16 protein-coding genes are annotated in these 12,431 nt (G+C 44.5%); 9 read left to right on the forward strand and 7 right to left on the reverse strand.

All coding sequences use genetic code 11. From position 1 onward, the window contains the following. Window positions 1-250 precede the first annotated feature (250 nt). From AC3WTF_RS16005 to AC3WTF_RS16035, 7 genes are all read left to right on the forward strand, one after another. Window positions 251-1,381, forward strand: a complete 1,131-nt coding sequence (locus AC3WTF_RS16005) for a response regulator aspartate phosphatase (protein WP_020956464.1) — start codon at window positions 251-253, stop codon at window positions 1,379-1,381. Window positions 1,382-1,503: 122 nt separating this feature from the next. Next, window positions 1,504-1,983 carry a hypothetical protein gene (locus AC3WTF_RS16010; RefSeq protein WP_007407583.1) on the forward strand — a complete coding sequence of 160 codons (480 nt, stop codon included), beginning with the start codon at window positions 1,504-1,506 and terminating at the stop codon, window positions 1,981-1,983. A gap of 74 nt (window positions 1,984-2,057) precedes the next feature. Continuing rightward, entirely contained in the window at window positions 2,058-2,246 is a 189-nt protein-coding gene (locus AC3WTF_RS16015; RefSeq protein WP_012118653.1) for a CsbD family protein, read from the forward strand. A gap of 353 nt (window positions 2,247-2,599) precedes the next feature. After that, a complete protein-coding gene (gene ureA, locus AC3WTF_RS16020; RefSeq protein WP_007407581.1) occupies window positions 2,600-2,917 on the forward strand; it encodes an urease subunit gamma in 318 nt (105 codons plus the stop codon). Next, on the forward strand, window positions 2,914-3,288 hold the full coding sequence (ureB, locus tag AC3WTF_RS16025) for an urease subunit beta (protein ID WP_012118652.1): 375 nt from the start codon (window positions 2,914-2,916) through the stop codon (window positions 3,286-3,288). Before ureA ends, ureB begins: the two co-directional genes overlap by 4 nt. Beyond that, entirely contained in the window at window positions 3,285-4,994 is a 1,710-nt protein-coding gene (gene ureC / locus AC3WTF_RS16030; protein WP_007407580.1) for an urease subunit alpha, read from the forward strand. Before ureB ends, ureC begins: the two co-directional genes overlap by 4 nt. Window positions 4,995-5,135: 141 nt before the next feature. Further along, entirely contained in the window at window positions 5,136-5,540 is a 405-nt protein-coding gene (locus tag AC3WTF_RS16035) for an Rrf2 family transcriptional regulator (RefSeq protein ID WP_003151203.1), read from the forward strand. A 331-nt stretch (window positions 5,541-5,871) separates the two neighbouring features. Here the strand turns inward: AC3WTF_RS16035 and xynA are convergent, their stop codons facing one another. The 5 genes from xynA to cls form a co-directional block, all read right to left on the reverse strand. Then, entirely contained in the window at window positions 5,872-6,513 is a 642-nt protein-coding gene (gene xynA, locus AC3WTF_RS16040; protein ID WP_020956463.1) for an endo-1,4-beta-xylanase XynA, read from the reverse strand. A gap of 291 nt (window positions 6,514-6,804) precedes the next feature. Continuing rightward, entirely contained in the window at window positions 6,805-7,017 is a 213-nt protein-coding gene (locus AC3WTF_RS16045) for a hypothetical protein (protein WP_129003357.1), read from the reverse strand. Further along, window positions 7,001-7,387 carry a DUF5362 family protein gene (locus tag AC3WTF_RS16050; protein ID WP_007407576.1) on the reverse strand — a complete coding sequence of 129 codons (387 nt, stop codon included), beginning with the start codon at window positions 7,385-7,387 and terminating at the stop codon, window positions 7,001-7,003. Before AC3WTF_RS16050 ends, AC3WTF_RS16045 begins: the two co-directional genes overlap by 17 nt. 298 nt (window positions 7,388-7,685) lie before the next feature. Then, a complete protein-coding gene (gene yqgA / locus AC3WTF_RS16055) occupies window positions 7,686-8,096 on the reverse strand; it encodes a cell wall-binding protein YqgA (RefSeq protein ID WP_047936269.1) in 411 nt (136 codons plus the stop codon). Between the two features lie 210 nt (window positions 8,097-8,306). Next, window positions 8,307-9,755: a cardiolipin synthase gene (gene cls / locus AC3WTF_RS16060; protein ID WP_003151210.1), complete on the reverse strand. Its 1,449-nt coding sequence runs from the start codon at window positions 9,753-9,755 to the stop codon at window positions 8,307-8,309. 220 nt (window positions 9,756-9,975) lie between these two features. Between cls and AC3WTF_RS16065 the strand changes: the two genes are divergently transcribed. Next, window positions 9,976-10,413, forward strand: coding sequence for a DUF5392 family protein (locus tag AC3WTF_RS16065; RefSeq protein ID WP_007407574.1), 438 nt, complete (start codon window positions 9,976-9,978; stop codon window positions 10,411-10,413). A gap of 31 nt (window positions 10,414-10,444) precedes the next feature. On the opposite strand, the gene AC3WTF_RS16070 is transcribed toward AC3WTF_RS16065, so the two are convergent. Both AC3WTF_RS16070 and AC3WTF_RS16075 read right to left on the reverse strand, forming a co-directional pair. Next, window positions 10,445-10,894 carry a DUF5362 family protein gene (locus AC3WTF_RS16070; protein WP_015418404.1) on the reverse strand — a complete coding sequence of 150 codons (450 nt, stop codon included), beginning with the start codon at window positions 10,892-10,894 and terminating at the stop codon, window positions 10,445-10,447. Continuing rightward, window positions 10,891-11,382 (reverse strand): GNAT family N-acetyltransferase, encoded by a 492-nt coding sequence (locus AC3WTF_RS16075; protein ID WP_089072492.1) that lies wholly within the window; start codon window positions 11,380-11,382, stop codon window positions 10,891-10,893. The genes AC3WTF_RS16070 and AC3WTF_RS16075 overlap by 4 nt, the downstream gene beginning before the upstream one ends. Before the next feature lie 138 nt (window positions 11,383-11,520). Between AC3WTF_RS16075 and spoIIQ the strand changes: the two genes are divergently transcribed. Then, a complete protein-coding gene (gene spoIIQ, locus AC3WTF_RS16080; RefSeq protein ID WP_007407571.1) occupies window positions 11,521-12,390 on the forward strand; it encodes a stage II sporulation protein SpoIIQ in 870 nt (289 codons plus the stop codon). Window positions 12,391-12,431 lie beyond the last annotated feature (41 nt).

The raw sequence follows: 12,431 nt of genomic DNA on the forward strand, positions 1-12,431 counted from the left end.
TCTAATTTCGGATAACAACGATCCGTTTTCAAACTTGAAGGTGTTTTTTGTTTGTCTCATATTATGGGGTCAGTCCCCAAGGGCAGGCTTTTTTATTCACAATATGAGAGCGGTCTGTTCAAAAAATACCGATGACAGCCGAAATATATGATAGGAATTTTGATGCAGGACAATCAAGTTATGCAATTCCAAAGCCATACAATATGTTAAAATATAACCAATAGAAATTAGAAAAGGTTGTGAAAGGGGCATGACCGCATACGAGATTCCGTCATCTCAAGTTGGAGTCAAGATCAACAAATGGTACAAGCACATTTTAGCGTTTCAAGCGGCTGATGCCATAAAGCTGAAAGAGGAAATTGATGAGGATATACAACGTATGGAGGAAGACCAGCTGCTGCTGTTATATTATCAGCTGATCAGCTACCGCCATCATATTATGCTTGATTACGTCAAGCCGGAATGCACCGAACAATCACAGATTCAGTACAGCGAGCTGCAAAAGACGATCGAAAGCACGGACAGCATATCGGGACTGTCTGAGTATTATTTCCATTTGTTCAGAGGAATGTATGAATTCGATCACAATAACTATGTTGCGGCTATTTCTTTTTACCGGAAAGCGGAAAAACTCCTTTCATTTGTCGAGGATGATATAGAGAGGGCGGAATTCCATTTCAAGATGTCTGAAGTGTTTTATGTCATGAAGCAGACTCATTTTTCCATGAATCACGGGATTCAGGCGCTGGATACGTATATGAAACACGATTTCTACAGAGTGCGGAGAATTCAATGCCATTTCGTCATCTCAGGAAACTACATCGACTGCAAAAACTACGACAAAGCGCTTGAGCATTTAGACGAAGCCCTCCGCCTTTCTTTGCTTGAAGGACAGCCCCGCCTGATCGGGTCTTCGCTTTACAATCTGGGGAATTGTTATTCTGAAAAGCGGGATCTGGATGAAGCGGCCCGGTACTTTAGAAAAGCGGTTCCCGTTTTTGAAGAGCATCAGCTTGAACAGCTTCCGAAGGCGCTGTTCAGCTTAACGCACACCCTTTTCAGGCTGCGTGATGACCAAGCGGCCCTTACCTATTATGAAAGAGGGGTTATGATCGCGAAAGAACGGGGCGACCGATTCAGTTTAGAGAAGTATAAGTTTTTACAAGCGCTTTATTTGGAGTCACTCAATATGGATTTAATCCATGAAGTGTTTGACTATATGAATGAAAAATCGCTGTATGTGTATATTGAAGATTTCGCCTTAGAGGCCGCCGTTTACACGAGCGCACATGAGCAATATAAAGAAGCGGCGTATTTTTATGAAAAAGCGATTCGCATGAGAGAAAACATTCAAAAAGAACAGTGTTTATACGATATATAATTTTTCTTAACCATCTGATCAGCAGATGGTTATTTTTTTATGCACATCATAACGTTTGACCATAGAAAAAAACGGAAAAATCGCAAAAGAGAGAAAAAAGTATGATGGGAAGGAGGGATTTGTTGTTCGGATTCAATGATATGATAAAGTTTTTCGTATCATTTCTCATCATTCTGCCGATGGTGTCTGTCATCCATGTGTCGGGACACAGCTTTATGGCCATGCTGTTCGGAGGCAAGGCATCATTGGATATCGGAATGGGGAAACGTCTTTTAAAAGTAGGGCCGATTCAGGTTCGGCGTATCTACTTCATAGATTCTTTCTGCAAGTTCGGCGAATTGCGGATAGATAACCGTCTGACGAGCGCGCTCGTCTATTCCGGAGGCTGTCTGTTTAATCTCGCTTCTATCTTTTTAATAAATCTGCTGATCATAAAAGATGTCCTCGAGCCAAACTTATTTTTTTACCAATTTGTCTATTTTTCAACTTATTATGTTTTCTTTGCCCTTCTGCCGGTGCAATACGGGGATAATAAGCTGTCAGACGGATTGGCTGTTTACAAAGTGCTCCGCTACGGGGAACGCTGTGAAATCAATAATTGAGAGTTTACATGTTTGCTATCAGGCTGAAAGGGAAGAAAACAAGTACACAGAACAAAAAAGGAGCTGAAGAGATCATGAGTCAAGATAACGGTTTAAAAGACAAAGTAAAAGGCGGCATGAACAAAATGAAAGGGGAAGCAAAGGACAAAGCAGGCGACATGGCAAACAAGTCCGACTTAAAAGCGGAAGGTAAAAAAGACAAAGCGAAAGGCAGCCTGCAAAAGGGTGTCGGCAAAACGAAAGATAAACTCAGTGATGATTAATTTGATAGTGAAACACAGCAAAAGCCCAAAATATTTTGGGCTTTTTGTTATGAGAAATGACAAAAATTCCAGTTCATTTGGTTAATATTCACTAAATTTTTAAATATTCTATAAATTCCCCGGCAATTTCTTTATAATATTCACAAAGAATGTAACCTTTCTTCACATTTGATTAAACGTTTGTTGAAGAAAAAAATGAGAAATCGGTAATTTCTGCAAAAGGAATCGGGCCGTTCACCGTCGAATAACTTTTATCACTTAACATTTCATGAGGTGAAGGGGGTGACGGCCGCCTGCATCGTTTCGGTATGACCATGCGGATTGTGTTTGACTATCACTAAGGGGGAATACAGATGAAACTGACACCGGTTGAACAAGAAAAATTGCTTATTTTTACGGCGGGAGAGCTCGCTAAGCAGCGGAAGGCGCGCGGCGTTCTGCTGAATTATCCCGAAGCCGCCGCATATTTGACCTGTTATCTGATGGAAGGCGCGAGAGACGGAAAAAGCGTTGCTGAGCTGATGGAATCCGGCCGCAATGTATTGACGGAAAAAGACGTTATGGAAGGCGTTCCGGAAATGCTGGACAGCATTCAGGTGGAAGCGACGTTCCCGGACGGGGTTAAGCTTGTCACCGTTCATCAGCCGATCAAAGCGGAGGTGAAGTCATGAAGCCGGGAGCGATTCAAGTCGCAAAGGGGATCATCACCATTAACGAAGGCCGGAAGACGCTGGAGGTGTCAGTCACCAATAACGGAACACGGTCAGTGCAGGTAGGATCGCATTTTCATTTTGCCGAAGCCAACGGCGCCCTTTCCTTCAATCGGGACAAAGCAATCGGCATGCGCCTTGATATCCCGTCAGGCACATCTGTCCGTTTTGAACCGGGAGAAGAGAAAACCGTTACGCTCGTGGAAATCGGAGGGCGAAAAACGGTCAGAGGTCTGAACGGCATGGCCGATACGTATATGGATGAGCGGGGAAAAGAGAAGACTCTGTCAAATCTTAAAAAAGCCGGATGGATGGAGGAGGCGATCCGATGAAAATGTCACGTGAGCAATACGCAGAACTGTTCGGACCGACAACGGGAGACAAAGTCAGACTCGGAGATACGGATTTATGGATTGAAGTCGAAAAAGATTTCACGAATTACGGTGAAGAAATGATTTTCGGCGGAGGGAAAACAATCCGGGACGGCATGGGGCAGAACGGGCGTATCACCGGGAAAGACGGAGCGCTTGATCTGGTCATTACAAACGCCGTTATCCTGGATTATACCGGAATCGTCAAGGCGGATATCGGGGTGAAGGACGGCCGGATTGTCGGCGTCGGAAAAAGCGGCAACCCTGATATTATGGATGGGGTGGACCCGCACATGATTATCGGTGCCGGAACAGAAGTTATTTCCGGCGAAGGGAAAATCGTAACGGCCGGCGGGGTGGATACGCATATCCACTTTATCTGCCCGCAGCAGATGGAAGTCGCGCTTTCTTCAGGCGTGACCACGCTTCTCGGCGGCGGAACAGGTCCTGCGACGGGAAGTAAAGCGACGACTTGTACATCCGGTGCATGGTACATGTCGAGAATGCTGGAAGCGGCCGAGGAGTTTCCGATCAATGTCGGTTTCTTAGGAAAAGGGAATGCATCCGATAAAGCGCCGCTGATCGAGCAGGTGGAAGCAGGCGCGATCGGCCTGAAGCTGCATGAAGATTGGGGATCAACGCCAAGCGCCATTAAAGCTTGCATGGAAGCAGCGGATGAGGCGGACATTCAGGTGGCAATCCATACAGACACGATAAATGAAGCGGGCTTTTTAGAAAATACGCTTGATGCGATCGGCGACCGGGTTATCCATACATATCACATAGAGGGAGCCGGCGGAGGCCACGCACCGGATATTATGAAACTCGCATCTTACGCCAATATCCTGCCGTCCTCTACGACGCCGACGATCCCGTATACCGTCAACACGATGGACGAGCATCTTGATATGATGATGGTCTGCCATCATTTAGATTCAAAAGTGCCTGAAGACGTGGCGTTCAGTCATTCACGCATCAGAGCGGCCACCATTGCGGCGGAGGATATTCTGCACGATATCGGCGCGATCAGCATGACGTCATCTGACTCGCAGGCGATGGGCAGGGTGGGAGAAGTGATTATCCGGACATGGCAGGTGGCCGATAAAATGAAAAAACAGCGCGGCGCTCTATCAGGAGAAAACGGCAATGACAATGTGCGCGCCAAACGCTATATCGCCAAATACACGATCAACCCGGCCGTCACTCACGGCCTGAGCCATGAAGTCGGTTCCGTTGAAAAAGGAAAGCTCGCCGACCTTGTACTATGGGACCCGGTTTTCTTCGGCGTCAAACCTGAACTTGTGCTCAAAGGCGGCATGATCGCCCGCGCCCAGATGGGAGATCCGAATGCTTCCATTCCGACGCCTGAGCCCGTGTTTATGCGGCAGATGTACGCATCATACGGTAAAGCAAACCGAAATACCTCTATTACATTTATGTCCCAGGCCGGTATCGCAAACGGTGTGCCGGAAAAGCTCGGCCTTGAAAAAATGATTTCTCCCGTACGGAATATCCGTAAGCTGAGTAAGCTCGACATGAAGCTGAATGACGCGATGCCGAATATACAAGTCGATCCGAAAACCTATCAGGTGTTCGCCGACGGAGAAGAGCTGGCATGCCAGCCCGTCAGCTATGTTCCGCTCGGACAGCGTTATTTCTTATTTTAATCCCTCTTCGGCCGGTTTCCCGCCGGCCTGTTTACACCTCTATTGCCAACTTGATTTCATCCTGCCGCCCGTTTTAGTGTATATTAGTAGTTGACAAACAAATGAAATGTAACTATTGCGGTTACAACGGTGGTGAAAAACATGATTAACAGCCGTCTTGCTGTGGCCATTCACATTCTATCGCTGATCTCAACGGATGAACGGGCGTCATCGGATATGATTGCGGGCAGCGTAAACACCAATCCCGTCGTCGTGCGGAGAACGATCAGCCAGCTGAAAAAAGCGGGTATTCTGACATCCCGAGCGGGTGTTCCGGGAGCCAGCCTGAAAAAAGATCCGTCGGAGATCACCCTCTTAGAGGTTTACAGGGCGGTGCAGAATAAGGAAGAGCTTTTTGCGGTTCACGACAATCCGAACCCCGACTGTCCGGTCGGCAAAAATATTCAGCGCGCGCTCGATGAGACGTTCGGAAGCGTACAGCGGGCAATGGAGAATGAACTTGCGAGCAAGTCCCTTTATGATGTAATGAATCATCTCTTTTGTTAAAAAGAGATTGGTTCATGCCGCTAGCGGTGTAACAAAAATGGTTACAAGGGATAATGAGGAAATCACGGTTTTGACCCCATATTCAGACAAGCCTGGATGCGGGATTGCGATCTGTTTAATGAAGAAATCCTCCGAAACTAAAGGAGGTGGTTACCGGGATATTTTTATTTTGCTTAAGACTTATGTGAAGGTGTCAGCTGTGAGCTAGTTAAACAAAAAATGATACCCTGCCTCCAGCAATGCCAAAACCGTTCGCCTCTTAACAATCATTGTAAAATTTCTCTAGGAACGATCAGCAGCCCGTTAGCTGCCCCTAATTAAAGATGAGCTGTTACCACACTGTTACATTAGAACTTCCGCTGCTTTTATATCCTTCTGTCGCTAAGACTTGATAAGCCCAATTACTGCCCAGATTCATTCCATGGCTCTTCCATGCGTTAACATGATTGCTGAAAGTGATTGCAGCGTTGCTTCCGGTCGGTCTCTTCGACTGGCGAACACTCCAGTACTGCGTAAAAGTAGTGTTATCGCCATCAATGGAAGGTGCGTTATAACGTGTCGTTGTATATATGTCATATGTACCTCCATCACTGTTTACAGTACCTTTATACGTTCCGGTAGGTCTGTAAGTACCCCATGAATCCACTACATAATATTCGATGAGAGGTGCTCTCGTCCAGCCATATAAAGTCAAATATCCATTGCCATTCGGCGCCCAGACTCCGGCATTATAGTTTATTGTTCTAAATGGCGAGCCTGTAGTCCAGCCTTTACCAACAACGAAATTTCCGGTATTAGACCAATTAACACTGTAATTCCCGCCAGATCCATTGACTGCGTTTACTGTTCCGCCCCCATCAGTCCAATTTTGCCAGTAATCTGTACCAGCTGCAGAGGCGGTTGCCGAAAACATGCTGATACTCATGAAAGCTGCCGTTAATCCAACTAAGAATTTCTTTTTAAACTTAAACATATGTTACCTCCTATACTATTTTTTCTGACTTTGACATGAGGCAGCACTCGTAAATATTTAACGAACGCCAACGCTTTTGATCGTTCCTTTCAATATAATAGCATGAATACATGAGTGAATATTAAGAACAATTGTAATTTAATTACAAAGACCCAAAAAACTGTATGATAAGTGGTCTTGTTCCATCAGGGCCTTTATCCTTATTTTGCAGAATCACAATTCTTGCTTCTAAACCTGATCAGGAACAGTCGAACAATTGAGTGATTTCAGTTGAAACTCTGAGGAAAAGCTTTATTTGAATAAACTTTTTTGAGCTGAAGCCGGAATGTCTGAAAGAATATTTGCAGACAGCTGCATCAGCTGCATCAGCTGCGCCATTATGCCATCGCCGTATTGGCAAATCCGAAGCACAAAAACGAACGCTTTACCGTTATTGAAGAAGCGGAATAAGAAAAAATCCCGGGCGGATGCGCCGGGATTTTCCTTTTTAATATGTATTGGCATCAATATTATTAAACACGCCGTCCACGATGCCGAGCGTCATGAGGACAATGAAGAGAACGATACCGAGAACGGACAAGCCGACCGTCACAATCAGGTAGATCCCCTGCATTTTCACGAACTTTGCATAATTCTCCAGCATATGTTCCTCTGTCAGTTCATTGAACTGCTCCGCCATCTGTCCCGCTTCATTTGCCGAGCGCATCAGAAAAATGCCGGCAATGATCTGCAGAACGCCGGGAATGGCTCCGATTAAAAAGAAAAACGCGCCCGACAGCGCCGCAAACGCACCCACGATAATAAATAAAATACCTGTCGCTTTTCCCCATTTCGAAATAGAAATAAGCGAACGATTCACTGATTCAGGTTTCAAACTATGGCACTCCTTTACAAAAAAATACTCACTTTTCATTTATACACTATTCGGTCATTCTTTTGAATATAAAATGTGTTTTTTCATGCCGTGTCCGTTTTTACCTGTTATGACTGTCTATTGAAGGGATGATGTTCAACAAGTAGACATTGCAGATGGAATCGTCATTAACCAACTGAAAAAGCTCTATTTCATAATTTAATAGTGCAAGAAGCAAAAGAGTGCTGACTCTATCAGCGGTGAATAGCTTTTAGTAAGAATCTAAAAAAAGTCAGTTCCAGAAAGAAGGGTTAAGATGCTACCATTTAACAGTTATTGTGTGTGATTGTACTTCATAAGATCCAATATTAAGTGTAACCGCAACTCGGTTTCTGCTAAAGTGTTCTTTTCTTAATTTATTGATAGAGAATGATTTTGTAGGAGTTCTTTTTGAGAATGAGCCTTTTAATTGATATTGTGAAGCGCCCTCTGAGACTCTAAGATAAGCAGTATAATTTAATGTTCCGCATTTTCCGTTAGTTTCTCCATACCAATCAATTGTAGATGCTTTTTTAGAATATGTATAAGCGTCAACCCAAACTCTGACCTTACAGCCTTTCTTTCCAACTTCAGTCCACGGGCCTGTAGCTGCTTGAGCTTTACCAACCGGAATACTCAGAAGGCCTAGTGAAAGAACAACAACCGATAATAAAATTGAGATTTTTTTCATGATAATTTCCTCCTTTTATGAAATATTTTACTATATATTATAAATTAATCAATGTATATTCCAATTTTAAAAATAGTGTAATTTAAATTTATAAAAGATAAGTGCGAATACTCATGGAAATTTGGTTGTTTATACCTTTAAATGTGTATAACCAAAATTGTTATGGTTATACACGTCTTTTAAAGGTGAAATAAGCTAATGCTTATCATTTTACAAAATCGGCGAAAGAAGTCTTGAAATCGATTCTTTAATGCGGATCCGCAGCGAACGCTCCTGATATTCTTCATACGTATATTTTCTGGAGACGAGCAGATCTTCTTTAAATGAGGAAATGAGTTTTTTCGCAATGGTGACGTCATAAATAAAGGCGTTGACTTCAAAATTAAGTCTGAAGCTTCTGACGTCGATATTCGCCGTACCGACTGAAGCCGTCTCATCATCGACGACAATCGTTTTTGCATGAATAAAGCCGTTATCGTAAATGTAGACTGAGGCTCCGGCTTTCAAAAGATCGCCGATGTAAGATAAAGTCGCCCAGTAAACGAAAGCGTGATCCGGCTTGTTCGGAATCATGATTTTGACGTCGATGCCTGACAGACAGGCGATCCTGAGGGCATCTAAAAGACTTGAGTCAGGAATAAAGTAAGGCGTCTGAATCAGGATTGACCGTTTGGCCGTTGAGATCATCTTGATATAGCCGTTTTTAATTTGTTCCCATTCTGAGTCCGGTCCGCTCGTGACAATCTGCATCCCGACGTTGCCCTTCGGCTCGCATTCCGGAAAATGATTCGGAACGTATGTGAGCGTATGATGATGGGAGGCTTGGTTCCAATCGAGGATAAACCGTGTCTGAATGGCGTGTACCGCCGTGCCTTGAAGCCTGAGGTGCGTATCGCGCCAGTAGCCGAATTTCGGATTCAGGCCGAGATATTCATCTCCGACGTTAAAGCCGCCGACATAGCCGGTTTCGCCGTCAATGATGACGAGCTTGCGGTGATTCCGATAATTGAGCCGCAAATTAATCGGACGAAGCCTGGAAGGAAAAAAGACTTCCACATGGCCGCCGGCGTCCCGCAGCGGTTTGAAGAATTTTTTTCTGAGTGATCTTGAACCGAGTTCATCATATAACACTCTGACTTTTACGCCTTCACGTGCTTTTTTCACTAAGGCATCGCGCAATTTTTTTCCCAGTTCATCACCTTTATAAATATAGTATTGAAGGTGAATGTGATCTTTTGCGTTGGAAATGTCCTTCATTAAGCGTTTGAACTTATCGCGCCCGTCCGTCAAAATCTCCACCGAATTATCCTCTGTAAAGACCGCGTGGTTGTTCATGACAAGCATATAGATGAGGTCTTTATTATCCACAGTCGCCCTGTTGTTAAATTGGAATTGCCTCGACTTCAGATCTTTCAGCTGAAACTTCAGCAGCTTTTCTATCCCGATTTTTTTACGGTCTTCCCACTGAAACAGATGCTTGCGTCTCAGGTTATGGCCGAATAACAGGTATAAAATAAACCCTAAAATGGGAATAAAAAAAAGAACCAAGAGCCAAGCCCATGAAGCGCTGGCATCGCGTCTTTCTTTGAAAATCATGATGACGGCCAAAAGTATATTTAAAACGAAAAAAAATCCGAATAAAATAAATGAAATGCTCACTTTGCAACCCCGCTATATCATATTTATCAAGACTGTGCCCATTAGTATTCCGACAAGTGCAGCAATCTGATTCCCATTTCAAATTATAACATTGACATTTTGAAAGAATAAAGAGCCGGAATCAAAGATGAATGCAGTTTTCTTTCAAAGAAAGTTCCGAGTGCGGTAAAATATGCATATATGAAAAAGAAGACAAAAATGACAGCAAAGGGGAGAGGGCATGAAGCTGGAGCATGCGGAACAATTGCCGGGATTCATAAAAAAAGAAATTCAGAAAATACAAATCGCCATCGCGCCGCTGATGAAAAAAAGCATCATTTACCGTTTTCTTGCTTTCCCGCTCGCCGCTTTTAGTCTGTTTCATCTGGCATCGCTTTTGATTCAGGCCCCTTCCGGGAGAGGAGCTCTCGTATCGGCCGGCATTTTTGCCCTCCTTGCGGCTCTGGGTCTTGCGTTTTTTAAGGAAGCCGGCCATCAGCGGAAACAGGTGCAAAAAACGATCCGCCTTTATATGCTGAACAGAATCAGAAAAAGCGACATTCTGTCCGAGGAACGGAAAAGCGCCTATACCCGGCTGATTGCCGAGGAGCCGTCTGCGATGAAGAGCTTTATTGAATTTTTAACGGAAGAAGACCGGAAAAAAGAAATGCTTTATTAAAAAAGAGCTGACACGCGATCAGCTCTTTTTGTCATTCAAACACCGGGTCGTTCTCATAGTAATATGAATCAGGCGTGTCATACGTATCAGTGCTGTGATAAGCGATAATTCCGATGACAGCGAAGATGACGACTAAAATAAAAGCGAGAATGCCCAATACCACACTGGATGCCGCGTAAAAAAACTGCATTTTGATAAATGACGCGTAATGTGCAAGCATATTTTCTTCCGCGTTTTCTTCTAGTCCTTCCTGAAGGGCGGCAGCCGCTTTTGCCGAGCGCATCAGCATGACGCCGGAAATGATGAGCAGAACCCCCGGAATGGCTCCGAGCAGTGTCACAATGGCTGACAGAGCGGAAAGAGAGCCCGTGATGATCAGAAACACGGCGGTGATCTTTCCCCATTTGGCGATGTCGGCAAGGGAACGGGCTTTTTTATTGAGCGGCTGGTTTTCGTCTTTCTCTTTATCGATGGTGATCATGACAGTTCTCTCCCTAAAATGTTCAAGTCATATCGTTTTCCGTCCATTTCGGCGATACCCGGGAATACGCCCCATTCGGTAAAACCGAATTTTTCAAACAGCTTAATGCTCGGCACATTATGTCCGAAGATAAAAGCCATCAGGCTGCGGATGCCGATTGCCGGAGCGAGTGCCAGGGCTTCTTTCAGCAAAAAGCTTCCTGCTCCTTTGCCGCGGCAATCCTGATGCAGATAGATGCTGATCTCCGCCGTTTTGTCATAGGCCGGACGGCCGTAAAACGTTTCAAAGCTGATCCAGGCCGCCACTTTGCCGGTTTCATCTTCCGCGACCATCAGCGGGCGCCGGTCCGTGTGCCGCAGAAACCAATCCATCCGGTCTTCGGGCGTCACTTCTTCCGTATCAGCCGTTACCATTCGTGAGGCAATCGTCGAGTTGTATATGGCCACCACCGCATCTAAATCCTCCAATACGGCTTTGCGCAGGGTCAAATTCATATTCCGGGATCTCCCTTCACATTTTATTACATAATCAAGTGCAATCTGCACATACTATTTCCAAAAAAGTTTTTTATGGATGTGTATATATTTTCAGAAAAGTGTTCAGAATGTTGCTGAGGTGATGAACAAATGAGAGAGGAAGAAAAGAAAACTTCTCAAGTCAAAAAACTTCAGCGGTTTTTTCGCAAACGCTGGATATTCCCTGCAATCTACTTAGTCAGTGCGGCCGTCATTTTAACAGCTGTCCTTTGGTATCAATCCGTTTCGAATGATGTGAAGGACAATCTGACGAACAACGGCGGAAACTCCGCGTATGACAGCGGCAAAGACGATGCCGTCGAAGTAGGCAAGTCAATGGAAAACGTCGCAATGCCGGCTGCTCATTCTGAAAATGTTTCTGTTGTGAAAAAGTTTTATGAAACTGATGCCGCAAAAAAAGAGAAAGAAGCAGCACTTGTTAACTATAATAACACGTACAGCCTCAGTAAAGGAATTGACTTAGCTGAGAAAGACGGAAAATCATTTGATGTTTCTGCTTCTCTGAGCGGTACGGTTGTTAAAGCTGCTAAAGACCCGGTACTGGGATATGTGGTTGAAATTGAACACTCAGACGGCCTGTCTACTGTCTATCAGTCTTTATCTGAAGTCAGCGTGGATCAGGGCGACAAAGTAAAGCAGAACCAGGTCATCGGTAAATCCGGAAAAAACCTTTACAGTGAAGAAAGCGGAAATCACGTGCACTTTGAAATCCGCAAGGACGGCGTAGCGATGAACCCGCTCAATTTTATGGACAAGCCGGTAACATCTATTGAAAAAGCGGCGGCTGAAGAGAAAAACGCTGTGACAGAAGAAACGGAAGGGTCAATTCAGCAGTCTTCCGAGAAAAAAGATGTGACGCCTAAAAAAGAAACCGAAGAAAAACCAGGTGACAAAGAGGACGGCACAAAAGACAAGACAGATGGTAAAGATGACGGCTCAATGAAAGATTCGGGCAAGTAATCTTGATCCCAAAGCGCCTATCAGCTCAGATAGGCGCTTTT

The sequence above is a fragment of the Bacillus sp. EB106-06-01-XG163 genome, from assembly GCF_058791615.1.

What these genes read in the sequence shown, in the direction of transcription:
- AC3WTF_RS16005 (WP_020956464.1), top strand. Translation starts at nt 251, where the DNA reads ATGACCGCATACGAGATTCCGTCATCTCAAGTTGGAGTCAAGATCAAC.
- AC3WTF_RS16015 (WP_012118653.1), top strand. Translation starts at nt 2,058, where the DNA reads ATGAGTCAAGATAACGGTTTAAAAGACAAAGTAAAAGGCGGCATGAAC.
- ureA (WP_007407581.1), top strand. Translation starts at nt 2,600, where the DNA reads ATGAAACTGACACCGGTTGAACAAGAAAAATTGCTTATTTTTACGGCG.
- ureB (WP_012118652.1), top strand. Translation starts at nt 2,914, where the DNA reads ATGAAGCCGGGAGCGATTCAAGTCGCAAAGGGGATCATCACCATTAAC.
- ureC (WP_007407580.1), top strand. Translation starts at nt 3,285, where the DNA reads ATGAAAATGTCACGTGAGCAATACGCAGAACTGTTCGGACCGACAACG.
- AC3WTF_RS16035 (WP_003151203.1), top strand. Translation starts at nt 5,136, where the DNA reads ATGATTAACAGCCGTCTTGCTGTGGCCATTCACATTCTATCGCTGATC.
- xynA (WP_020956463.1), bottom strand. Translation starts at nt 6,513, where the DNA reads ATGTTTAAGTTTAAAAAGAAATTCTTAGTTGGATTAACGGCAGCTTTC.
- AC3WTF_RS16045 (WP_129003357.1), bottom strand. Translation starts at nt 7,017, where the DNA reads ATGCCAATACATATTAAAAAGGAAAATCCCGGCGCATCCGCCCGGGAT.
- yqgA (WP_047936269.1), bottom strand. Translation starts at nt 8,096, where the DNA reads ATGAAAAAAATCTCAATTTTATTATCGGTTGTTGTTCTTTCACTAGGC.
- AC3WTF_RS16065 (WP_007407574.1), top strand. Translation starts at nt 9,976, where the DNA reads ATGAAGCTGGAGCATGCGGAACAATTGCCGGGATTCATAAAAAAAGAA.
- AC3WTF_RS16070 (WP_015418404.1), bottom strand. Translation starts at nt 10,894, where the DNA reads ATGATCACCATCGATAAAGAGAAAGACGAAAACCAGCCGCTCAATAAA.
- spoIIQ (WP_007407571.1), top strand. Translation starts at nt 11,521, where the DNA reads ATGAGAGAGGAAGAAAAGAAAACTTCTCAAGTCAAAAAACTTCAGCGG.